The organism is Streptomyces sp. NPDC024555 (genome assembly GCF_055559335.1).
In genome coordinates this window covers 45,991-67,916 of record NZ_JBVHKV010000014.1, presented here as the reverse complement: position 1 = coordinate 67,916, position 21,926 = coordinate 45,991, and the positions used below count along the sequence as shown (strand labels likewise).

Here is a 21,926-nt window from a genome sequence, read left to right as displayed (position 1 = left end):
CCGCCCCGTACACGCAAGGAACAGCTCATGAACCCTGAACCCACGCCTGCCGGACAGCCCGACGTCCTCGTGGTCGGCGGTGGCATCGGCGGCCTCTCCACCGCCTTCGCCCTGTCCCGCCAGGGGCTGCGGGTCCGCGTCCTCGAACAGGCCCCGGAGTACGGCGAGGTCGGCGCCGGCCTGCAGATCGCCCCCAACTGCACCCGCATCCTCGCCGAGTACGGCCTGCTGGACGAGGCCAAGGACCTGGGCGTCGTCCCGGAGAACATGGTCATGCGGGACGCCGTCGACTCCCGGGAGCTGACCCGGCTCGACCTGCGCGACCTGGAGCGCCGCTACGGCTTCCCGTACATGGTCATCCACCGCAGCGACCTGCACGGCATCTTCCTGCGGGCCTGCCGCCGCGCCGGTGTGGAACTGCTGAACGACCAGGTCGTCGTCGGCTACGAGAACACGGAGAACGGCGCCCGCGTCCTGCTGAAGGACGGCCGCGTCGAGTCCGCCCCGCTGGTCGTCGCCGCCGACGGGCTGCACTCCGTGGCCCGGCGCGGGCTCATCGGCGACGACGTGGTCAACTCCTCGTACGTCGCCTACCGCGCGGCCGTACCGATCGAGCAGGTCAGGGACAACGACATCGCGGAGAACGACGTCACCGTGTACGTCGGCCCGCGCCGTCACTTCGTGCAGTACGCGCTGCGCGGCGGCGAGATGTTCAACCAGGTCGCCGTGTTCGAGTCGCCCAAGGCCCTGGCCGGCGAGGAGGACTGGGGCACCCCCGACGAGCTCGACGGCGCCTTCGAGGGCAGCTGCGGGCCCGTGACCAAGGGCATTCCGCTGATGTGGCGGGACCGCTGGTGGCGGATGTTCGACCGGGAGCCGATCGAGACCTGGGTGCACGGCCGGATCGCCCTGCTCGGCGACGCCGCGCATCCGCCGCTCCAGTACATGGCGCAGGGCGCGATCATGGCCATCGAGGACGGCTGGGTGCTCGCCCGGCACTACGCGCGGATGGCCGGGGCCGCCCCGGAGGGCACCGCCCCGGACTGGGACGGCGCGCTGGCCGCGTACGAGGCGGTCCGCGTCGAGCACTGCCGCCGGGTGCAGACGACGGCGCGCGCCTGGGGCGAGCTGTGGCACCTGGACGGGGAGTCCCGGCTCCGGCGCAACGCGATCATGCGGGCGCGGGCCGTCGACGACTACTCCTTCACCGACTGGGTGTACGGTCCGACCGCGCTGACCCCGGACGAGGAGCCCGAGATGTTCACGCCGATCCCGCTCGCCTCGGCGCCCGCCGAGGAGCAGGCGGCCTGAGCACCCCCGCCCCGGTCCGCCGGCCGGGTGCGACGCGCTGCGCGTCGCACCCGGCCGGTGCCCGTTTCAGGGACGTCTGCGGGCGAGGGTGGAGCCCAGGGCGGTGGCCGCCGCCCGTACGGCGTTGGCGTGGGACTCGGGGCGGAAACGGCCGACCGGGCCGGTCACGCTGATCGCGGCGACCGCCGTCTGCCCGTCCGGCGCGAGGACCGGCGCGGCGACGCAGAGCAGACCGGGCGTCGACTCCTCGTGCTCGTAGGCGACCCCGGTCTCCACCGCCTTCACGAGCTGCCGGCGCAGCAGGCCCGGCGCGATCACCGTGTGCGGGGTGCGGCGTTCGAGCGGGGCCGTCAGCACGGCGGTCCGCTCGTCCTCCCCGGCGTACGCCAGCAGCACCTTGCCGATGGCCGTGCAGTGCATCGGCATCCGTCCGCCGGTGCGGGAGGGCGCCTTGGCCTGGCGGTGCCCGCCGATCTTCGCGACGTACACGACCTCGTGGCCCTCGCGCACACCCAGATGCACCGTCTCATGGGTGCGTTCGTAGAGATCCTGGAGGAAGGGCATGGCCACCTCCAGCAGGGTCCGTTCGGTGGCGGCCCGCAGGCCCAGCTCGAACAGGCCCCCGGAGAGCCGGTAGCCGTGGTCGGTCTTGTCGAGCAGCCGGTGGTGGACCAGATCACCCGCGACGCGGTGGACGGTGCCCTTCGCCAGGCCCGTGCGCCGCACCAGCTCGGCGAGCGGCAGCACGGAGTCGGCCGGGCCGAACGCCCGCAGGATGCCCAGTGCCTTGCCCAGGACGGTGTCGCTGTCCTCCATGAAAAGAGCGTACCGCTGAGTGGAACGTCGGCGTGGAGTTCCCCTCGTCCCGTACCGCAGATTGGACGACATGCCCCAGAACCACCCCACTGTCGGGACCGACAGCATCGCCGCCGCCGCGGCCCGGCTCCGTGACGCCGCCGCCACCGGCACCCCCGCCGCCCCCGTGCGCGACCTGATCGGCCGCGACGACGTCGCCGCCGCGTACGCCGTGCAGCGGCTGCTCACCGCCGAGCGGATCGAGTCCGGTGCCGCCGTCGTCGGCCGGAAGATCGGTCTCACCTCCGAGGCCGTGCAGCGGCAGCTCGGCGTCGGCCAGCCCGACTTCGGCGTCCTCTTCGACGACATGGAGTACGCCGACGGCTCGGCCGTACCGGCCGGCGCGGTCCTCCAGCCGCGCGTCGAGGCAGAGATCGCCTTCGTCCTCGGCGCCGACCTCGCCGAGGGACCGCTCGACGACGCCCAGGTCCGCGCCGCCGTCGACCACGCCGTCGCCGCCATCGAGATCTGCGGCAGCCGGGTGGCCGACTGGGACATCAGCTTCGGCGACACGGTCGCCGACAACGCCTCGGCCGGCGGCTACGTCCTCGGCACGCACCGCGTCCCGCTCACGGACTTCGACCCCGTCGCCGCCGCGATGACCATGACCGTCGACGGCGAGACCGTCTCCACCGGCAGCGGCGCCGCCTGCCTCGGCGACCCGGTCAACGCGGTCGTCTGGCTCGCCCGCCGGGCCCGCGAGCTGGGCGATCCGCTCCGGGCCGGCCAGATCGTCCTCTCCGGCGCCCTCGGCCCGATGCGCCCCGTGACGCCGGGCGCCGCCGTCCACGCCACCGTCACCGGCCTCGGCACGGTGTCGGTCACCTTCTCCGCGTAAGGAACCACGATGAGCAAGACGAAGGTCGCCATCATCGGGTCGGGCAACATCGGCACCGACCTCATGATCAAGATCATGCGCAACGCGCACCACCTCGACATGGGGGTCATGGTCGGCATCGACCCGGCCTCCGACGGTCTGGCCCGCGCCGCCCGTTTCGGCTTCGAGACCACCCACGAAGGCGTGGACGGACTGCTGAAGTCGCCGCAGATCGACGAGATCGGCATCGTCTTCGACGCCACCTCGGCCGGTGCGCACCGCGCCAACGACGAGAAGCTGCGCCCGCTCGGCATCCGCATGATCGACCTGACGCCGGCCGCGATCGGCCCGTACGTCATCCCGGCGGTCAACCTGGAGGAGCACCTCGACGCGCCGAACGTCAACATGGTGACCTGCGGCGGCCAGGCGACGATCCCGGTCGTCGCCGCGATCAGCCGGGTGGTGCCGGTGGCGTACGCCGAGATCGTCGCCTCCATCGCCTCCAAGTCGGCCGGCCCCGGCACCCGGGCCAACATCGACGAGTTCACCGAGACGACCTCCGAGGCGATCGTGCGGGTCGGGGGCGCCGAGCGGGGCAAGGCGATCATCATCCTCAACCCGGCCGAACCGCCGCTGATGATGCGCGACACGGTCCTCGCCCTGGTCACCCTCCCCGAGGGCGAGGAGGGCGAGAGCGCCAAGGCGCGGATCACCGAATCGGTCCTCGCGATGGTCGCCGAGGTCTCGGGGTACGTCCCGGGCTACCGGATGGTCCAGGACGTCCAGATCACCGCGATCCCGGCCGACCAGCCCGTGGAGACCCTGCTGGCCGAAGGCGCGACCGCGCGGCCGACGCACCAGGTGTCGGTCTTCCTCAGGGTCGAGGGCGCGGGCATGTACCTCCCGGCGTACGCCGGGAACCTCGACATCATGACCTCGGCCGCGGTGCAGATGGCCGAGAAGATCGCCGCCGCGAAGGAGGCCACGAAGTGAGCACCCCGATCTTTGTCCAGGACGTCACCCTCCGCGACGGCATGCACGCAGTCCGGCACCGCATCACCCCCGACGACGTCAAGCGCATCGTCGTGGCCCTGGAGGAGGCCGGCGTCGACGCGATCGAGGTCGCGCACGGCGACGGACTCGCCGGCGGCTCCCTCAACTACGGCCCCGGTTCGCACACCGACTGGGAGTGGATCGAGGCCGCCGCCTCCGTGCTGGAGCGCGCCCGCCTCACCACGCTGCTCCTGCCGGGCGTCGGCACCATCGACGAGCTGAAGCACGCCTACGACCTCGGGGTCCGCTCCGTGCGCGTGGCCACCCACTGCACCGAGGCCGACATCTCCGCGCAGCACATCGCCGCCGCCCGCGAGCTGGGCATGGACGTCTCCGGCTTCCTGATGCTCTCCCACATGGCCGAGCCCGCGGAACTCGCGAAGCAGGCCGCGCTGATGGAGTCGTACGGCGCCCACTGCGTCTACGTCACCGACTCCGGCGGCCGGCTGACGATGAAGGACGTCGCCGCCCGGGTGCGCGCCTACCGCGACGTGCTCGACCCGGAGACCGAGATCGGCATCCACGCCCACGAGAACCTCTCGCTCTCCGTCGCCAACTCCGTCGTCGCGGTCGAGAACGGCGTCCGACGCGTCGACGCCTCGCTCGCCGGCCACGGGGCCGGTGCGGGCAACTGCCCCATCGAGGCGTTCATCGCCGTCGCCAACCTCGCGGACTTCGAGCACGGCTGCGACCTGTTCAAGCTCCAGGACGCGGCCGACGACATCGTCCGCCCGCTCCAGGACCGCCCGGTCCGCGTCGACCGCGAAACCCTCACGCTGGGCTATGCCGGGGTCTACTCCAGCTTCCTGCGCCACGCGGAGGCCGCGGCGCAGCGCTACGAGGTCGATGTGCGCGACATTCTGATGGAGTGCGGCCGACGCCGCCTGGTCGGCGGCCAGGAGGACATGATCGTCGACATCGCCCTCGGCCTGGCGGCGAGCCGCTGAGACGGGCCCCGGCCTAGGCCGTGTCCTTCGCGGCCGCGGGGAAGAGGCGTCCGACGGCCCTGACGACGGCGGCCCGGCGTGCGGCGAGGAACGTGTCGCGTTCCTCGCCGGGCGGGGGCAGCAGGTCGGGCCGGTCGGCCCAGGCCGTGGCGATCCGGTTGACCAGGACGAGAACGTCGACGGGGTCCCAGTCCGCGTCCAGCAGACCCGCCGCCTGGGCGTCGCGCACGCGCTCGGTCTTGCGGGCCATGGTGTCGCGGACCGGGTCGTCGGCGGGGGGGCCGGAGGCCGCCGGCTCCAATTGCCCCCAGGACATCAGCCGGTGCCGCTCGGGGTGGGCGGTGAAGTAGTCGTGGACGCGGCCGGCGTACCCGGGCAGATCGGTGGGGTCCAGCCGGGTCGCCTCCGCGACGGCCACCAGCTCCTGCGCCGAGACGAACCGGTAGAGAGCGGCCTTCCCGGGGAAGTAGGCGTAGACGCGTTCCTTGCTGGTCCGGGCCGCCTTCGCGATCCGGTCGATACGTGCTCCGGCGATCCCGTGCAGGGAGAACTCGGCTTTCGCGGCCGTCACGATGCGGTCGCGGGCGGAGTCCGCGCGGGTCGGGGGAGACATATGTTCCACGCTACCCGACCGAACCGTTCGGTTTGGTGCGGGTCCCCGGGCCGCGTAGGGTGTCAAACCAAACAGTTCGGTTTGACACCCTTGGGAGCTCCTCATGCAGCACAGGACACTCGGCGCACAGGGCCTGACCGTCTCCGCGATCGGTTACGGAGCCATGGGGCTGACCATGGCCTACGGCCCCGGCGACGAGGCGGCCGGAGTGGCCGCCCTCCGCCGCGCCCACGATCTGGGCGTCACCTTCTTCGACACGGCCGAGCTGTACGGCTGGGGCACCGGCTCCAACGAGATCCTGGTCGGCAAGGCCGTCAAGGACTTCCGCGACGAGGTCGTCCTCGCCACCAAGTTCGGCTTCACCTTCGAGGAGAAGGGCTTCGGCCTGGACAGCACCCCGGACAACATCCGGCGGGTCGCCGACAACAGCCTGCGCTACCTCGGCGTCGACCACATCGACGTCCTCTACCAGCACCGCGTCGACCCCGCCGTGCCGATCGAGGACGTCGCCGGCACGGTCAAGGAGCTGATCGACGCCGGGAAGGTGAAGTACTTCGGACTCAGCGAGGCGGGCCCGCAGACCATCCGCCGCGCCCACGCCGTCCAGCCGGTCTCCGTCCTCCAGACCGAGTACTCCCTCTTCGAGCGCGACGTCGAGCAGCTCTTCCCCACCCTGGACGAACTCGGCATCGGCCTCGTCGCCTACTCGCCCCTCGGCCGCGGTTTCATCACCGGCACCGCGAAGCCCGCCGGCGCGTACGACCCCACCGACATGCGCAACACCGACCCCCGCTGGCAGCCCGGCAACTTCGAGAAGAACACCGAGGCCGTCACCCGCCTCACCCGCCTCGCCGCCGACAAGGGCGTCACCGTCCCCCAGCTGGCCCTCGCCTGGCTGCTGGCCCAGGGCGAGCACATCGTCCCGATCCCCGGCACCCGCAGCGCGGCCCGCATGGAGGAGAACGCCGCCGCCACGGACATCACCCTCACCGAGGCCGACCTCGCCGCGATCCACGCCGTCCTCCCGACCGGCGGCTTCGGCGCCCGCTACACCGAGGGAAGCGTCCCCGACTGGGTCTGACCGACACGCCCCCGCGTGCCGCCCCCTACGAGTCCGCCGCCATCACCACGTACAGCCCCGCCACCACGGCCGCGACGCAGAGCACTCCGAGCACGACCAGCGCACACCCCAGAACCCCCAGCGTCCCCGTGATGGCGACCCACCCGGACCGCGCCGCCCGCTCACTGCGGCGGAGCGCGTCCTCGTAGTCGCTGTCGTCGTCCCAGTCCCGACCGTTCATGGCCACCCCCTGGGCCGAAGCCTATGCGGGGCGGGGACCGCGTTGTCCTTCCGGGGCCGGTCCCCCCGCCCCGCCCGGCCCCCCTTCCCACGTGAGGGCCAGGAGTGCGGCGTCGTCGTGTGCGGCGTCGTCGCCGTACTCCTGGGCGTCGCGGAGCAGCCAGTCGAGGAGGTCGTGCGGGTCGACGGGGTGCGGGTGGGTGCGCAGACGGGCCGTCAGGCGCTGGGTGAGGGGGTAGAACGCGCCGGTGGCGTCGCGGGTCTCGGCGATGCCGTCGGTGTAGAGGAGAAGGGTGTCGCCGGGGTGGAGGCGGGTGCCCGGGAGGGGAGCGGGCTCGGGCGGGGCGGGGGCGGTCTCGATGCCGCGCAGGCCCAGGGGGAGGCCGTGTGCGGCGGGGAGTTCGCGGACGGTGCCGGCGTGCAGAACGAGTGAGGCGGGATGCCCGCATGAGTGCGCGTGGGTGTGGCCGTCGGGGCCGATCTGGATGAGGAAGGCGGTGACGAAGGCCTCCTCGTCGCGGAGGAACCGGTTCAGGCCGGTGTCCAGGCGGCCGGCCAGGAGTCCCAGGGTCGGCTGGTCGTACGCGGCCTCGTAGAAGGAGCCGAGCACGGCGGCAGCGGTCGACACCGCGTCGAGTCCCTTGCCGCGCACATCGCCGATCAGGGCGCGTACTCCGAAATCGGTGTCCGCCACCGCGTACAGATCACCGCCGATGCGGGCGTACTCGGCCGCGGCGCGGTAGGTCGCGGCCGTGCGGAATCCGCGCAGCGCCCGGGGCGGCGGACGCAGCACCGCCCGCTGCGCGGCCTCCGCCACCGAGGCGACCTGGCGAAGCCGGGCGGACTCCCGTTCCCGGCGGCGGACGACGAAGCAGCCGAGCGCGGCGATCACACAGATGACCACCGTCGTCCCGACCACCGAACCGATCCGCTCGGGCTCCGCGGGCAGGAGCAGCCAGCGCGTGCAGGCCGCGACCACCGCCGAGCCGATGATCATCCGGGGGCCGAAGCCGAAGGAGATGACGGCGGGAATGGCGACCAGCACCGAGGCGATGTGCGAGGACGGCGGGGTGCTCACCTGGAGGATCACGACCAGGGCGTACAGCACCAGGGCCGTGCCCAGCGCCGCGATCCTGGTGGCCCGTCCGGCCCTCGGCCCCGAACCGGCCACCCCGTCACCGACCGGCATCCCGCTCCTCACCGTCCCCGGACCGCGGCCCTCGCCCGCGGCCGGAGCGCTTGTCCGTCCCTGCTCCGGAACTCCCCGTTCCGGATCTCGGACAGCCACGCTCGCACAGGCGGCGTCGCCCCCTCCGGAGCCGCGCCGGTCAGCGGCGGCCGGCGGGGGTCACCGGGTGCCGTCCGGCGTGCCGGGGCGCGGGACGAGCGCGGGTGCGAGGGTGCGCCACTCCTGGAGCGGCAGGGCGGAGGGATCCGCCGTCAGCACCTGCACGCAGACGTGGTCGGCGCCCGCTGCCAGGTGCCGGTCCACCCGTCGGCGGATCGCCTCCGGGTCCCCGTACGCGACGATCGCGTCCACCAGCCTGCGGCTCGGGCCGCCGACGATGTCCTCGTCCCCGAAACCGAGCCGGCGCAGACTGGCGACCTGGTGCGGCGCCTGCAGATATCCGGCGACATGGGCCGTGGCCACCTCGCGCGCCCGCCCGGCGTCGCGGTCGAGCACGACGGCCTGCTCGACCGCGAGGAACGCGGCGGGGCCCATGAGCCGGCGCGCCCGTTCCGTGTGTGCCACGGGAACGAAGTAGGTGTGCGCGCCCCAGGTGCGTTCGGCGGCCAGGCCCAGCATCTTCGGGCCGAGGGCGGCGAGCAGGCGGCGCGGCGCGGGGTCGGGGCGCGGGCCGTGGGCGGGTGAGGCGTCCATCGAGGCGAGGTACGCCCGCATGGTGGGCACCGCCCGGCCGAGGCCCGGAACCGGGTAGCCGTCGACGACGTGCACGGTGTCGTCGACACGGTGGCCGCCCAGGCCGAGCACGAAGCGCCCGGGGAAGGCCTCGCCGAGTGTCCGTTCCGCCGCCGCCGTCGTGCGCGGCTCGCGCAGCGCGATGTTGGCGATGCCGGACGCCACGGTCATCCGGCGGGTCGCCGAGAGCAGCAGCCACGCCTGTCCCACGGCGTCCCGCCCGAACGCCTCGCCGTACCAGAGGGCGCCGTACCCCAGTTCCTCGATCTCCGCCGCGGACTCCCTCACGCGCGCGGCGGGCTGCCCCTCGTGGGCGAAGGTCCAGATTCCGACCCGGCCGAGTGCGGGTGATGGGCTGTCCGTCATGGTTCTCCCCGGATTCCACTAACCGGAGAGGTTCTCCGGTTTGGGTTCGCTACGATACGGAGACCTTCTCCGCTTGGCTAGTACCGGAGACCGTCGAAGGGCAGGACGATGACGACCGGACCCGGTCAGGACGTACGGCCACCGCGGCGCACCGACGCGCGTCTCAACCGGGAACGTCTGGTGGCCGCCGCGCACGAGGAGTTCACCGAGGCGGGTCCTGACGCGTCCCTCAACGCGATCGCCCGCCGTGCCGGAGTGGGCCCCGGCACGCTGTACCGGCACTTCCCGAACCGCCGCGCCCTGCTGACGGCGGTCCTCGCCGACCGGATCCGCATCCTCTGCGAGCGGGCCGAGGCGTTCTCGACGTTGTACGGACCCGACGAGGCCCTGGCCCGGTGGCTGGACGCCTTCCTGGCCCACGCCCGCGCCAACCAGGGCATCGGCGGCGCGCTGCTGGTCGACGGGGCCGGGGAGCCGGACCTCGACTGCCACCGGCTGATCCTGGAGGCGGCGGGCCGGGTGCTCGTCCGCGCCCAACGGGAGGGGACCGCCCGTCCCGATCTGACCGCCGAGGACCTGATCCGGCTGGTCACCGGAATCGCGCTCGCCACGGTCCGGGACAGCGACGAGGAGCCCGCCCGGCGGCTGCTGCGGCTGGTGCGCGACGCCGCGCACGCGCGCCCGCACCCCGCGCCCGAGGGCTGAATCGGCACCGCGAGGACGCGTCCCGGCCCGCTCCGCGCGACCGGTTCGCGCCAGTGGCCGACTTCGCGTTCTACTCGCGCGGACCGCGCGCGCCCCAGACTGGTCCGGCCCGTTCGCGGGCCGGAACGGGTGCGGTGCGGGAAGGGGCGGCGGGGATGGCGGCTCGGCGGGGACGAGGGGCGGCCGCGCGGAGGCGACGGGAGGCCCGGCTGCGGCGGACGGCCCGGGGCGGGGCGGCCGGGGTGCTGGTGCTGATCGTGTTCTGGTCCGCGCTCCGGCCCTACCTCCTCGGCGCGGTGGTCGTGGGGGCCGTGGGCGTATCCGCCTGGTGGCTTCGGCGCACCGACCGGGGGATCCGTGAGCGGGACCGGCGGTGGCGGCAGGACGACCGCATCCGGGCGGGGCGGCGGACGCTCGCCGAGATGGACGCGATGACGGGCACCGAGTTCGAGGAGCAGGTCGCGGTGCTGTGCCGGCGCGACGGATGCACCGGTGTGCGCCGGGTCGGCGGCGCGAACGACCACGGCGCCGATGTCGTCGGACGCCTCCCCGACGGCCGGAGCATGGTCGTCCAGTGCAAGCGCTACGCCCCCACCCGCACCATCGCCAGCCGCGAGATGCGCGATCTGCTGGGCGCCAAGGTGCACTTCGGGGTCGATGTGGCCGTGTTCGTCACGACGTCGTGGTTCAGCCGGCCCTCCGAGGGCTTCGCCCTCCAGCACGGCATCATCGCCGTGCACCGCGATCACCTCGGGCTGTGGAACAGCGGCGCCTCCCTGCTGTCCCTGGCCGAGGTGAACGGCGGGGGCCAGGGCGATGCCGCGCACCGGGCGCGCCGGCGGCGGGTCCACGAGGAGTAGGGCGTGCCGGCGGGTTCAGGCCGGATCAGGCCGGATCGGGGTACGGGCCGTCCGGTGCGGTGGGCAGACCGGCCGCGAGCGCGGCCTCCAGGAGGACCTCGCGCAGCATCGCCGGGGTCAGGCGCCGGGTGGAGACGTTCCGGCGGCTGACGTGGTAGCAGCCGAACACCGACAGCGGGGCGCGGGACTCCGCCGCTCCGGGCCGCAGTTCCGTGCGGACGCCGTGGCCGAAGGCGGGGCGCGGTCGGGGCGGTTCCCAGCCGGCCTCCCGCAGGGCCGGGAAGGCCGCCTGCCAGCCGAAGCCGCCGAGGACGACGACGGCGCGCACCGTCGGGGCCAGCAGGCGGAGTTCGCCGGTGAGCCAGGGACGGCAGGTGTCGCGCTCCCCGGTGGTGGGGCGGTTGCCGGGCGGCGCGCAGTGCACGGGCGCGGTGACCCTGACCCCGTACAGCTCCAGGCCGTCGCCCCGGTGCGTGGCGGTGGGCCGCGAGGCCAGGCCGAGCCCGTACAGCGTCGAGAACAGCAGATCACCTGCCTGGTCGCCGGTGAACATCCGGCCCGTCCGGTTCGCGCCGTGCGCGGCGGGTGCCAGCCCGACGATCACCAGGGCCGCGTCCGGCGGGCCGAAACCGGGCACCGGACGCCCCCAGTACGTCCAGTCCCGGAACGCGGCCCGTTTGGTGCGGGCGGTCTCCTCGCGCCAGGCCACGAGGCGGGGACAGGCGCGGCACTCCACGAGGCGCGCGTCCAGCGCCGCCGGTGTGCGCGCCCCGGCGGCGGCCGACGCGGGACGGTCCTCGGCACGCGACACGGCCGGACCCCTTCCGGGTGGGGCGGACGGACACACGCTGCGGCGCGGCCCCACCGCTCAGGTATAGCCGGTGCCGTGCCCGCGCGGGCCACGCTTCCGGGCGCCGTTCGGGTGGTGAGCCCGGCGGGACGGCAGCCGCCCGGCCCTCCCCGCCCCCGCGTGCCGGTTCGGGTGGTGGGCCGGGACCGGTCAGGCGCCGGGCTCGTAGCCGGCCTCTCCGGGGTGCCGCGGAACCCACCATTCCAGCAGGCCCCAGATACCGAGCGAGAGAGCCGCCAGACTCATCAGCGCCGCTGCCCAGGGACGCCCCGTCCAGCGCGTCGCCAGCATCCAGGCGACCAGCGGGAGCAGCGCCCCGCCGAGCGCGACCAGCGGGAGATCGACGAAGAGGACGCTCGGATCGCGGTTCTCGCCCTCGAAGCCGCCGAAGACGCTGCCCGAGGCCCGCGGCGCCCAGGCCAGTGGCGCACTTGCCGCGCCGATTCCGGCGACGAGGCACCCCACTCCTCCGGCCGCGTCCGACATCGCCCTCGTGTCCCGTTTCATGCGGTTTCCGCTCCACCCTCCGGCACGTGTCTGTGCTGCGCCAGACGTCAGCGGTGCGGCGTGTGGTTCCGTTGGGGTGCCGGACGGGGCGGAAGCGCACCGGCCGAACCCGGACAGGGCGCGTGAGTACGGACATATGCGGGGTGGGGTCATGGACGCACACGGGATTCAGGACACGGGCGGCACGCTCCGGCCGCCGGACGGGCCGGACCCGGTGAGCGGCCCTCCCGCGCACACCACCGCGTCGCGTCTGCGCGCCGTCGTCCGGGAGCTGTCCGCGCGCTTCTACGAACGGGACGACGTGGTCCGCACCCTGGTCGTCACCCTGCTCGCCGGTCAGCATTCGCTGCTGCTCGGTCCGCCCGGCACCGCCAAGTCCGAACTGGCCCGGGAACTCACCGGCCGGATCGACGGAGCGTCCTACTGGGAGATCCTGCTCTCCCGGTTCACCTCCCCGACCAGGATGTTCGGGCCGATCGACGTCGCCGCCCTGGCCCGGGGCGAGTACCGCCAGGTCTACGACGGGCGCGCGACCACCGCCCACATCGCGTTCATCGACGAGATCTTCAAATGCTCCACCGCCGCCCTCAACGAGACGCTGGGCTACCTCAACGAGCGGATCTACCACCCGGAGAACGGCGGCGAACCCGTCCGCTGCCCCCTGATCGGCGCGATCACCGCGAGCAACGAACTGCCCGCCGGGGAGGACACCGCAGCGATCTACGACCGGCTGCTCGTCCGGATCGAGGTCGGCTACCTGGAGGACCCCGAGAACTTCGCCGCGCTCGTCCGCTCCGCCGTCAGCCGCCCCGGCCCGCCCGCCAGGACGACGGTGGAGCTGGCCGCGCTGGGGCGCGCCGTGGCGGAGGAGGTGCCCGCCGTGGACGTGCCCGCCCCGGTCGTGGACGCGGTCTGCGCCCTGCGCGCGGCCCTGCGCCGCAAGGACGTCGTCGCCTCCGACCGGCGCTGGCGGCAGGCCGTTCGCCTTCTCCAGGCCTCCGCCTATCTGGACGGGCGCACGGCCGCCGCCGCCGAGGACCTCCCGGTCCTGACCCACGTCCTGTGGAACACGCCCGCCGAACGGCCCACCGTCGCACGCGAGGTGCTCCACCTCGTCGACCCCGGGGGCCGGGAGGTGCGCGAACTCGCCGACATGCTCGACGCACTGGAGACCCAGCTCGACGCCATGGCCGGACAGTCCCGGGAGGCGCTGAGCGACTGGGTGATCAGGAACGCGCACCAGCGGCTCGCCACGGCCGGAACGCGTCTGGAGCAACTGCGGGGCGAGGCCGAGCGGGCGGGGCGCTCCACCGCGACGATCGACCGGGTGACGGCCCGCCGGCAGGCGGTGCGCAGCCGGGTGCTCACCGAGGCGCTGGGCCTCGACACGGACATGGTGGGCACGGCCTCCGGGGACACGCCGTGAGCGAGGACCCCGAGACGGCGGAGCTGATCCGCCGCGCCGGACCCTGGCTGGCCCGATCGTCGGCCCCCGCCGAACACCGCACCGCCGCCGTGCTCGCCGACGGCCCCTTCGACACCGCCACCCGGCACGAGACCTTCGAACGGGCGACGGCCCTGCGCGAACTGGCCGCGGAACTGGAGGCCCGCCACCCCGGCGCGGACGACCTCCTCGCCGACGTCTTCACGGCCGTCCACGCCGCCCGGCCCCGTCTGCGCGCCCGCGAAGACATGGATCCGGCACGGCTGCCGCACCACGCGATCATCGCCGCGCTCCTGGAGACGCCCGCCTTCGGCGAACTGCGCGGGCTCGCGGCCGGCGACCCCGGCGCGGCGGCCCTCGCCGTACTGGCCCTGGCCCCGGAGCTGCGGAGGATCCTGGAGCAGACCGGCAGGGAACAGGAACTGGCGCGGCGGGCGCGGGAGGCGGAGCGCCGCGGCGCGGAGGCGGCCACCGCCGTGGCCGACGCGCTCCGCGACGCCGTCGGGGGCGCCGCCACGGCCGGTGCCGACGCCGAAGCCGTGCACCGGGCGGTGCGCGCGGCCGAGCGGGCCGGTGAAGCGGCGCGGACCTCGGCCCGTGACGCGGAGCGGGCGCTCACCGCTGTCGTGCCCGGGATCCGCGCCGCCACGCGGACCGCGACGGCGCGCGCCGTCACCGCGACCCGCACCGAGGCCGCGCTCCTGCGCGCCTGGGGCGTCGGCGCGGCGGAGAAGGAACGCCTGCCCTTCGACCAACGGCTGCGCCTCGCCCGGCGGATGGGGACCGGACGGCTGGCCCGCTGGGCGGATCTGATCGGCCGCTTCCGCCGGATGGCCGAGGGCGAACGGTCCCGCAGGGTGAGCGGCGCCTCCGGCGAACTCGTCGGCGTCACCCTGGGCGACGACCTCTCCCGCGTCGTCCCCTCCGAACTCGCCCACCTCGGCCTGCCAGCCCTGCGCGCCGTGTTCGCCGCCCGCCATGCGGCGGGCGAGCTGATGCTCTACGACCACCGGGGCGAACGAGCCACCGGCCGGGGCGCGATCATCGTCTGCGTCGACACCTCGCACTCCATGTACGAGGCCGGGCCCGGTGGCGTGACCAGGGAGGCCTGGGCCAAGGCCTGCGCCCTCGCCCTGCTCGACCAGGCCCGCCACGCCCGGCGCGACTTCGCCGGCATCCTCTTCTCCTCGCCCGGCCGGCACCAGGTCTTCCGCTTCCCCGCGGGCGAACCGGCCGCGACCGCCGACGTCATGGAGTTCGCCGAGACCTTCCTCGGCGGCGGCACGAGCTACGAGACCCCGCTGGGTGCGGCGGCGGAGCTGCTGGACCGGGAGCACGGCCGGACGGGCCGCGCGCACGGCGACATCGTGATGATCACGGACGACGAGTGCGCCGTCACCGAGGAGTGGCTGCGCGACTGGCGAACCACCCGGCGCCGTCTCGGATTCCGGGTCTTCGGGGTGGCCGTCGGCGCGCCGCACGCCGCCGGGGAGGACTCCGTCCTGGACCGCCTCTGCGACAACCTGCGCGCGGTCGACGACCTCACCGACGTCCGGGCCGCCGCCGGCCTCTTCCGGCTGATCTGAAGGGGCGTCGGAGCGATGTGACCGGGCCGATGCGGGGACGTGATGTCGTCCTGGCAGGGTGGTGCCGGTGGACGCGCGTGAGGAACCGGGGCACCCGGCCGGGGCGAAGGACCGATCCGTCCGCGTCCGGCCGCCGCGGGCCTTCGCCCTCGTCCTGTTCCTGGGGCTGCTCGTGGCAGGACCGGCCGGCTGCGCCGAGCCCCCCGGACCCGGGCTCGTCGTGCCCCCGGTGCTGTACGTCCCCCGTGATCCGCAGAGCCCCGCCGGACTGCGCGTCGAGGAGACCCGGGCGGCCGGCGCCACCGTCACCTTCGACGCGACGGAGCTGAAGGGGGTCGCGGCCGTCGAGACGGCCCTGGACGCCTGCCCCGCGCACCCGCCGGTCTTCCGCTGCGCCGTCCCGGACGACGCCACGGCCCGGCAGCGGAGCGGTCAGTCGTTCCGGCTGCGAGCGGCCGGGGGAGCCGCGCCCGGGGACACGGCGGTGCTGCGCTACCGGGTGAGCGCTCCGGGCCGGCCCGGAGCGCTCACGGGCAGCACCCGTGTCGTCGTGGGCGCCCCCGAACTGGCCGTCGAGGCCCGCGCCGGCGCGCACACCGTCGACCCGGGCGGGACGGTGTCGATGACCCTCACCGTACGCAACACGGGCGACGTCCCGGCCCGGGGCGTCTCGTTCTTCATGACGGCGCGCGAGGGCCTGGAGTTCACCGGCCGGCACCGCAACTGCGGCTACCGGGGCGGCACATCGGCGTGGTGCCGGCTGCCCGCGTCCGAGGTCGTCGTCCCGCCCGGCGCCACGTACCGGCTGCGGACGCCCGAGATCCTGCGGGCGGACCGCGACGCCACCTATCCGAGGATCCTGTTCGAGGCGGCCGCGCTCGGGACGGACTACGTCCCTCCGCCGGAGGTGGCGTCGCGGTACGAGGACGGTGACGGGCCCGGCCTCCGCCTGGTTCCCGACGACGGGACGTCCGACGCGACGTCCGGGGGGAAGGACGGCGGGACGGGCGGCCGGGGCACGGCCGAGGTGAAGGTGTCGGTGCGCAACGCGGCCGACCTCGCCGCGGTCGGCGGTACCGTCACCGGCCCCGTCGGCAGCCGGGCCGCGGTGCGCGTCGGCGTGCGCAACGAGGGCCCCGGCGCGCTGCCCGCCACGGCACGGGTCGAGTTCGACGTGCCACCGGGCACCACCGTCGTGCACTCCCCGTACGAAGCCGAGCGCGACGAGGAGGTGATCGACCAGGACTGCCGGGCGCTCGCCCCCGACGGCACCCCGCTGACCGAGCCTTCCGCGCGCCAGCCGGCCGCCCGCCGGTACGTGTGCCGGGCCCCGGCCGGATCCGCGGGGGCGTCGACCACCTTCCCCTTCACGCTCCGGATCGACGTGGCGCATCCCCCGGGGCCGGGGCGGGTGACCGTGTCGGACGGTGCGTCCGGGCGCGTGAGCCACGACGGCACGGCCGGCAACGACACCGCCGCTGTTCCGGTGTCCGTGTGGCCGGGTCCGTCCTGGGCCACGCCCGCGCTGTACCGGGCGGCGGCGATCGTTCTCCTGCTGTGCGCGGTCGCGGGTGCGGCGACCGCGCTGGTACGCCGCCGCCGGCGCGGACGAGCGCGGTGAGCCGGTCGGCCCGGCTCACCGCGGCGCTGTGTCCGTCACCGGCGAAGGATCGTTTCTTCGAAGAGCGCGTCGGCGGGGTTCCGAACGGTCCGTCCGCACGCACCACATGCAGGTGTCCGGCTCGTGGGCCGGAGTGTCCACCCGGCGCAGTCCCCGCAGCGCGGCGCCCGTCACCGGAACGGGGCCGTGGAGGTCGAGGAAGCAGTCCATGCCGGGCCAACGAGTCCGGACGGCCGTCCGTCACGGGGCGGGCCGAGCGTCACCGGCCGTGCGCCCGGGGTTTCTTGACTGAGAGTGTGCTCCAACTCGTAGGCTCCGCACGACAGTCCGCAGTCCGCGCCGTTCACCAGGAGTTCTCTTGCGCTATCGCATGCTCGGCCGCACCGGCATCGAAGTCAGCGTGCACTGCCTCGGCACGATGATGTTCGGGGCGGTCGGCAACCCGGACCACGAGGACGGCGCCCGGGTGATCCACGCCGCGCTCGACGCCGGGATCAACTTCGTCGACACCGCCGACATGTACTCGGCGGGTGAGTGCGAGGAGATCGTCGGCAAGGCGCTCAAGGGCCGCCGCGACGACGTCGTGCTCGCCACCAAGGTGCACTTCCCGATGGGGGAGGGGCGCAACCGGGGCGGGAACTCGCGCCGCTGGATCATCAAGGCCGTGGAGGACAGCCTGCGGCGCCTGGGAACCGACTGGATCGACCTCTACCAGATCCACCGCCCCGACGAGAACACCGACATCGAGGAGACCCTGTCGGCCCTGAGCGACCTCGTCCACCAGGGCAAGATCCGCGCCTTCGGCGGCTCGACGTTCCCCGCCGAGGCCGTGGCCGAGGCCCAGTACGTGGCCGAGCGGCGGGCCCTGCTGCGGATGCGCACCGAGCAGCCGCCCTACTCGATCCTGGCCCGGGGCATCGAACGCTCCCTGCTGCCGGTCTGCGAACGCCACGGCATGGGCGTCCTGACCTGGAGCCCGCTGGCCGCCGGATTCCTGTCGGGGAAGTACCGGGCCGGCGCCGCCGTCGACCTGAGCACCGGACGCGCGGCCAACCAGCCCTTCCGCTTCGACCCCGCCCTGCCCGAGAACGCCGCCAAGTACGCCGCCGTGGAACAACTGGCCGAGCTGGCCGCCGATCTCGGCCGCACCCTGCCCGAACTGGCCGTGGCCTTCGCCGCCACGCACCCCGCCGTCACCTCGGTCATCATCGGACCGCGCACGCTCGACCAGCTGGAGGGCCTGCTGAAGGGTGCCGCGCTGACGCCGGACGACGCGACGCTCGACCGCATCGACGCGATCGTGCCGCCCGGCACCGACCTCTACCGGGCGGACGCCGCCTGGACCCCCGCCTCGCTGGCCGACCCGGCCCGCCGGCGCCGCCCCCTCGCGGAGCGCGCGGCGGGCTGACCGGGAAGGAGCAGGGACGGCGGGCGGTCACCGCTCACCGCGGTCGCCCGCCGCACCCTCGAGGCTTCACCGGACGGCGCACGGAACCGCGCGGACCCCGGACGGGGCTCAGCCGGCGGGCAGCGCGCTCCCGAGCAGCGACAGCAGCCGGTCCCAGTGGTGTCCCGACGCCCCGGCGTCGAACGCGTCGGTGTCCGGCATCGTGAAGCCGTGCACGGTGCCGGGGTAGATCTCCGAGGTGTACGCGATGCCCGCCGCGTCGAGCGCCGCGTTGACCCCGGCCAGCGCCTCCGGCGTCAGATCACCGGCCGCATGGCCGAAGTGGACCTCCGCGCGGAGCCGGGAGAGGACATCCAGCCCGTCGGCGTGGACCGGCCCGTGGAACGAGGCGAGCGCGGCCACCGTCCCCGGGTGGGCGGCGGCCGTACGCACCGCCAGCAGCCCGCCGAAGCAGTAGCCGGTGACCGCGACGGGCCCGGGGGCGACCTCGGGGCGGGCGGTGAGGAAGGACAGGAAGGCGTCGGCGTCGGAGAGCGTGCGCTCGGGGGTGTGCGCCTCGATGAACGGCATCAGCCGGGCGATGAGGCCGGGCCGGTCGTCCTCCCCGATGAAGTCGGGGAGTTCGACCACGGGCGTGGGCCCCTGCCGGTGGAAGACGTTCGGGACGAGCACGGCGTAGCCGTGGCCGGCCAGTTCGCGGGCCATCGCCCGCAGGGCGGGCCGGATGCCGAACGCGTCCGGGTACATCAGAACGCCGGGGCGGGGCCCGCCCCCTTCGGGGAAGGCGGCGAACGCGTCGGCCGGGCCGTCCGGCGTGGGAACGAGCAGGGTCGTGTCGGGCATGGGGGCTCCTGGGTGTCGAAGGGGTTCGTCCGCTGATCGACACCGAGGGCGGCGGAGCACGGGCGGCCCGGCTCCGGTCCTCGTGACAGGGGGCCCCGGGGGCCCGGACGGCACTCAGGGAAGTGCCGGGTCACCGATCCGTGTGTGGCGCGAGGCCGTCCCGGTCGTCATGGGACCGAACCTATCCCCGTCCCCCGCGCCGGCGCCAACTCCTCCGGCGGCGGTTCCGCGCACCGGACCACGCGGCCCGCGGCGGACCCGGAGGCGCGGACACCGCCCCCGCGCGCCGCGCCGGACCCCCACGGGGTCCGCTCCGTCCCCCGCCGTGCCCCTTCGCCCTGCACAGCGGCTAGTTTGTGTGCCAGCAGATACGCGGCCCCGTGACGGCACGGGCGGACGGGGGACAGGAGGTCGGAGCGAGTGTCGCTGCGCGACGGGGATCCGGCGGAGATCGGCGGCTATCCGCTGGAGGCCCGGCTCGGCACGGGCGGAATGGGCACGGTCTTCCTGGCCCGTACGAGCTCGGGGCGGCCGGTCGCGATCAAGCTGATCCACCAGCAGTTCGCCGGCGACGAGGAGTTCCGCATCCGCTTCCGGCAGGAGGTGGCCGCGGCCCGGCGGGTCAGCGGGGCGTTCACCGCCGCCGTCGTCGACGCCGCCCCCGACGCCGCCCAGCCGTGGATGGCGACCACGTACATCGAGGGGCACACCCTCGCCCAGCACATCGCGGCCGAGGGCCCCCTGGACGGTCCGGAGCTGCGGAGGCTCGCCATCGGCCTGGCCGAGGCGCTGCGCGACATCCACCGGGTCGGCGTCGTCCACCGCGACCTCAAACCGTCGAACGTCGTGCTCTCGCCCGAGGGTCCCCGCGTCATCGACTTCGGCATCTCGCGCGCAGCCGACCAGCAGACGCTCACGATGACCGGCCGCGTCATCGGGACCCCGCCCTTCATGTCGCCCGAACAACTCCAGGCACCCCGCGGTGTGGGACCGCGCTCCGACGTCTTCTCGCTCGGCACGCTCCTCGTGTACGCGGCGACCGGGCACGGCCCCTTCGACGCGGACAGCCCCTATCTGACCGCCTATCAGGTGGTGCACGAGGAACCCTCGCTGGACGCGGTGCCGCAGGCGCTGCGGGCCGTCGTCGAACCCTGCCTGGACAAGGAACCGGAGGTGCGCCCCTCCGCCGACGAACTCCTCGTGCTGCTGCGCGACCTGCCGGCCGACCTCGGTTCCGCGCGGGCGGCCGGTGCCGACGCCGGAGCGGGGCGCACCCGCGACATGGCCACGCAGCACCACCTCGCCACCCCGCCGCCGTCCACGCCGGTCCCGGGCCCGGCCGGCGCGTCGGACGGCACGGGTCCGCACACCCTCGCCCGGAGGCTGCGCGGCCGGTGGCGCCCCGTGCTCGCGGCCGCCGTCGCGGTGGCCGCCATAGGCGGGGGACTCGCCGCGCTGACGGCGAGCGGTATCGGCGAGGGCGACGAGGACCCGAAGGCCGGGGGCGTCACCACACCCGGCGCCACGCTCCCGGCCGGCTTCGCGGGCTGGCACGAGACCGTGCTCGGCGGACGGGCCGACATCCCGGACGAACTGCGCTGCGTGGCGCGCGGCGAGGCGCTGTTCTGCGGCGGCGGAGGCGTCGTCGCGGCCCGGATCGACGTCTCGGACGGCTCACGCGCCTGGACGGTCAAGAGCCCCGGCGTCCCCGTCCAGGGCATGCATCTCGCCGGCGCCACCGAGGACACGGTGATCGGATTCCGGTTCGCCGCCCAGGACGCCCCGCAGGACCCCGCGAGCGAGGTCGTGGCCGTCGACGCCGCCACCGGCCGCGAACTGTGGGCCACACCCTCCGGAGCCCAGTCCACGGCCGTCACCGGCCGGACCGAGGACGCCGTCGTCCTCGGCACCGACGTCGTCACGGTGAACGCCGCCAACTCCCGCTTCGAGTCCCGTGACGCGCACAGCGGCCGGGTCGCCTGGAGGACACCGTTCCCCTCGGGCACCCGGTGCGCCCCCGTCGCCATGGGCGCGCGGCTGCTCGCGATGTGCGCCGCGGACGAGGAGATCGACGCGGTGGAGGTGAGCCGGCCCACCCTGTCCACCGTCGACCGGGCCACGGGCGCCCTCGGCACCCCGATCGCCCTCGACGGCCCCGCCACCCCCATGGGCGTCGCCGGCGGCAGCCTCGTGCTGCTCCGCGAGCACCGGGAGGGACCCGCGTCGGACGGATACGACGGGGTGGTCCGGGTCGACCCGGTCACGCGCGAGGTCGCGTACGCGCGGCTGCCCGAGACGTACGACGGCACACCCGGCATGGCCGACGGCACCCTCTACATCAGCGCCCAGACCGGACGCGTCACCGCCTTCGACCCCGTGACGGGACGGAAGAAGTGGTCCCGGCAGACGGACGTGGAGGGGGCGTCGGGTCCCGCGACGGGGGACGACGCGGTGTACTTCAGCTCCGCGACCGGCCGGGTGGTCGCCCTGGATCCGCACAACGGCGAGGTCCTGTGGACCACGGACCCGCAGGCCGACGGGCTGACCGGGGAGATGGGCGCGAGCCCGCGCGTAACGGTCCTGGGGCGCGCGCTGGTCGTCGCCGCCGACGACAACACGCTCTTCGCCTTCGACACGCGCGAACCGCCGAAGTCCGACTGACCGCCCCCGGGACCGGCACGGCGCGGCGCACACCGCACGACACGCGGCACACATGGCGAAGGCAGGAAGATCGCTCTCCCTGCCTCTCCTAACGTATAGCGCACCGGGGGCCTTGCCGCAAGGCCCCCGTGGTGCCGCACAATCGACGGCCGAGACAGCCACCAGCTGCGGAAACGAGGGCCATACGTGCGTGGAGCGGGCGACGGATACGGGACCGGACCCCAGGGGCGGGGAGGCGGCACGGGGCGTGCGCGCCGG

20 protein-coding genes are annotated in these 21,926 nt (G+C 74.5%); 12 read left to right on the top strand and 8 right to left on the bottom strand.

The features are described 5' to 3' along the window. Nucleotides 1-27 precede the first annotated feature (27 nt). The gene (locus ACZ4FH_RS24500) at nucleotides 28-1,311 is read left to right on the top strand and encodes an FAD-dependent oxidoreductase (protein WP_467307377.1); all 1,284 of its coding nucleotides are present in this window, start codon (nucleotides 28-30) and stop codon (nucleotides 1,309-1,311) included. Between the two features lie 66 nt (nucleotides 1,312-1,377). Here the strand turns inward: ACZ4FH_RS24500 and ACZ4FH_RS24495 are convergent, their stop codons facing one another. Next, a complete protein-coding gene (locus ACZ4FH_RS24495) occupies nucleotides 1,378-2,127 on the bottom strand; it encodes an IclR family transcriptional regulator (RefSeq protein WP_467307375.1) in 750 nt (249 codons plus the stop codon). Nucleotides 2,128-2,197: 70 nt separating this feature from the next. On the opposite strand from ACZ4FH_RS24495, the gene ACZ4FH_RS24490 reads away from it, so the two are divergent. Genes ACZ4FH_RS24490 through dmpG form a run of 3 tightly spaced genes read left to right on the top strand, consistent with a single transcriptional unit; the run spans nucleotide 2,198 to nucleotide 4,983 of the window. Then, on the top strand, nucleotides 2,198-3,004 hold the full coding sequence (locus ACZ4FH_RS24490) for a 2-keto-4-pentenoate hydratase (protein WP_467307374.1): 807 nt from the start codon (nucleotides 2,198-2,200) through the stop codon (nucleotides 3,002-3,004). Between the two features lie 9 nt (nucleotides 3,005-3,013). Next, nucleotides 3,014-3,976, top strand: coding sequence for an acetaldehyde dehydrogenase (acetylating) (locus ACZ4FH_RS24485; RefSeq protein ID WP_467307372.1), 963 nt, complete (start codon nucleotides 3,014-3,016; stop codon nucleotides 3,974-3,976). Next, nucleotides 3,973-4,983, top strand: coding sequence for a 4-hydroxy-2-oxovalerate aldolase (dmpG, locus tag ACZ4FH_RS24480; RefSeq protein WP_467307371.1), 1,011 nt, complete (start codon nucleotides 3,973-3,975; stop codon nucleotides 4,981-4,983). The genes ACZ4FH_RS24485 and dmpG overlap by 4 nt, the downstream gene beginning before the upstream one ends. Nucleotides 4,984-4,996: 13 nt before the next feature. Here the strand turns inward: dmpG and ACZ4FH_RS24475 are convergent, their stop codons facing one another. Next, nucleotides 4,997-5,596 (bottom strand): TetR/AcrR family transcriptional regulator, encoded by a 600-nt coding sequence (locus tag ACZ4FH_RS24475; RefSeq protein WP_467307369.1) that lies wholly within the window; start codon nucleotides 5,594-5,596, stop codon nucleotides 4,997-4,999. Between the two features lie 103 nt (nucleotides 5,597-5,699). Here ACZ4FH_RS24475 and ACZ4FH_RS24470 point away from each other — a divergent pair, with 103 nt between their 5' ends. Then, nucleotides 5,700-6,677: an aldo/keto reductase gene (locus tag ACZ4FH_RS24470; protein ID WP_467307367.1), complete on the top strand. Its 978-nt coding sequence runs from the start codon at nucleotides 5,700-5,702 to the stop codon at nucleotides 6,675-6,677. A gap of 25 nt (nucleotides 6,678-6,702) precedes the next feature. On the opposite strand, the gene ACZ4FH_RS24465 is transcribed toward ACZ4FH_RS24470, so the two are convergent. The 3 genes from ACZ4FH_RS24465 to ACZ4FH_RS24455 form a co-directional block, all read right to left on the bottom strand. Then, a complete protein-coding gene (locus ACZ4FH_RS24465) occupies nucleotides 6,703-6,897 on the bottom strand; it encodes a hypothetical protein (protein ID WP_467307366.1) in 195 nt (64 codons plus the stop codon). A 21-nt stretch (nucleotides 6,898-6,918) separates the two neighbouring features. Continuing rightward, nucleotides 6,919-8,085, bottom strand: coding sequence for a PP2C family protein-serine/threonine phosphatase (locus ACZ4FH_RS24460; RefSeq protein ID WP_467307365.1), 1,167 nt, complete (start codon nucleotides 8,083-8,085; stop codon nucleotides 6,919-6,921). A gap of 159 nt (nucleotides 8,086-8,244) precedes the next feature. Then, nucleotides 8,245-9,183 carry a TIGR03620 family F420-dependent LLM class oxidoreductase gene (locus ACZ4FH_RS24455; protein WP_467307364.1) on the bottom strand — a complete coding sequence of 313 codons (939 nt, stop codon included), beginning with the start codon at nucleotides 9,181-9,183 and terminating at the stop codon, nucleotides 8,245-8,247. 108 nt (nucleotides 9,184-9,291) lie between these two features. Here ACZ4FH_RS24455 and ACZ4FH_RS24450 point away from each other — a divergent pair, with 108 nt between their 5' ends. Together ACZ4FH_RS24450 and ACZ4FH_RS24445 are read left to right on the top strand one after the other, a co-directional pair. Continuing rightward, nucleotides 9,292-9,888 (top strand): TetR/AcrR family transcriptional regulator, encoded by a 597-nt coding sequence (locus ACZ4FH_RS24450; protein WP_467307363.1) that lies wholly within the window; start codon nucleotides 9,292-9,294, stop codon nucleotides 9,886-9,888. Nucleotides 9,889-10,043: 155 nt separating this feature from the next. Continuing rightward, nucleotides 10,044-10,748 (top strand): restriction endonuclease, encoded by a 705-nt coding sequence (locus ACZ4FH_RS24445; RefSeq protein WP_467307361.1) that lies wholly within the window; start codon nucleotides 10,044-10,046, stop codon nucleotides 10,746-10,748. A 25-nt stretch (nucleotides 10,749-10,773) separates the two neighbouring features. Here the strand turns inward: ACZ4FH_RS24445 and ACZ4FH_RS24440 are convergent, their stop codons facing one another. After that, entirely contained in the window at nucleotides 10,774-11,559 is a 786-nt protein-coding gene (locus ACZ4FH_RS24440; protein WP_467307360.1) for a uracil-DNA glycosylase, read from the bottom strand. A 189-nt stretch (nucleotides 11,560-11,748) separates the two neighbouring features. Beyond that, nucleotides 11,749-12,105, bottom strand: coding sequence for a hypothetical protein (locus ACZ4FH_RS24435; RefSeq protein ID WP_467307358.1), 357 nt, complete (start codon nucleotides 12,103-12,105; stop codon nucleotides 11,749-11,751). A 151-nt stretch (nucleotides 12,106-12,256) separates the two neighbouring features. Between ACZ4FH_RS24435 and ACZ4FH_RS24430 the strand changes: the two genes are divergently transcribed. From ACZ4FH_RS24430 to ACZ4FH_RS24415, 4 genes are all read left to right on the top strand, one after another. Further along, entirely contained in the window at nucleotides 12,257-13,531 is a 1,275-nt protein-coding gene (locus ACZ4FH_RS24430) for an AAA family ATPase (RefSeq protein WP_467307357.1), read from the top strand. Beyond that, nucleotides 13,528-15,135 carry a VWA domain-containing protein gene (locus ACZ4FH_RS24425; protein ID WP_467307355.1) on the top strand — a complete coding sequence of 536 codons (1,608 nt, stop codon included), beginning with the start codon at nucleotides 13,528-13,530 and terminating at the stop codon, nucleotides 15,133-15,135. Before ACZ4FH_RS24430 ends, ACZ4FH_RS24425 begins: the two co-directional genes overlap by 4 nt. 67 nt (nucleotides 15,136-15,202) lie before the next feature. Beyond that, nucleotides 15,203-16,756, top strand: coding sequence for a COG1361 family protein (locus ACZ4FH_RS24420; protein ID WP_467307353.1), 1,554 nt, complete (start codon nucleotides 15,203-15,205; stop codon nucleotides 16,754-16,756). Between the two features lie 358 nt (nucleotides 16,757-17,114). Then, on the top strand, nucleotides 17,115-18,164 hold the full coding sequence (locus ACZ4FH_RS24415; protein WP_467307351.1) for an aldo/keto reductase: 1,050 nt from the start codon (nucleotides 17,115-17,117) through the stop codon (nucleotides 18,162-18,164). Nucleotides 18,165-18,272: 108 nt separating this feature from the next. Here the strand turns inward: ACZ4FH_RS24415 and ACZ4FH_RS24410 are convergent, their stop codons facing one another. Then, a complete protein-coding gene (locus ACZ4FH_RS24410) occupies nucleotides 18,273-19,007 on the bottom strand; it encodes a dienelactone hydrolase family protein (RefSeq protein ID WP_467307350.1) in 735 nt (244 codons plus the stop codon). A gap of 420 nt (nucleotides 19,008-19,427) precedes the next feature. On the opposite strand from ACZ4FH_RS24410, the gene ACZ4FH_RS24405 reads away from it, so the two are divergent. Next, on the top strand, nucleotides 19,428-21,668 hold the full coding sequence (locus ACZ4FH_RS24405) for a serine/threonine-protein kinase (protein WP_467307348.1): 2,241 nt from the start codon (nucleotides 19,428-19,430) through the stop codon (nucleotides 21,666-21,668). The last annotated feature ends 258 nt before the right edge of the window (nucleotides 21,669-21,926 follow it).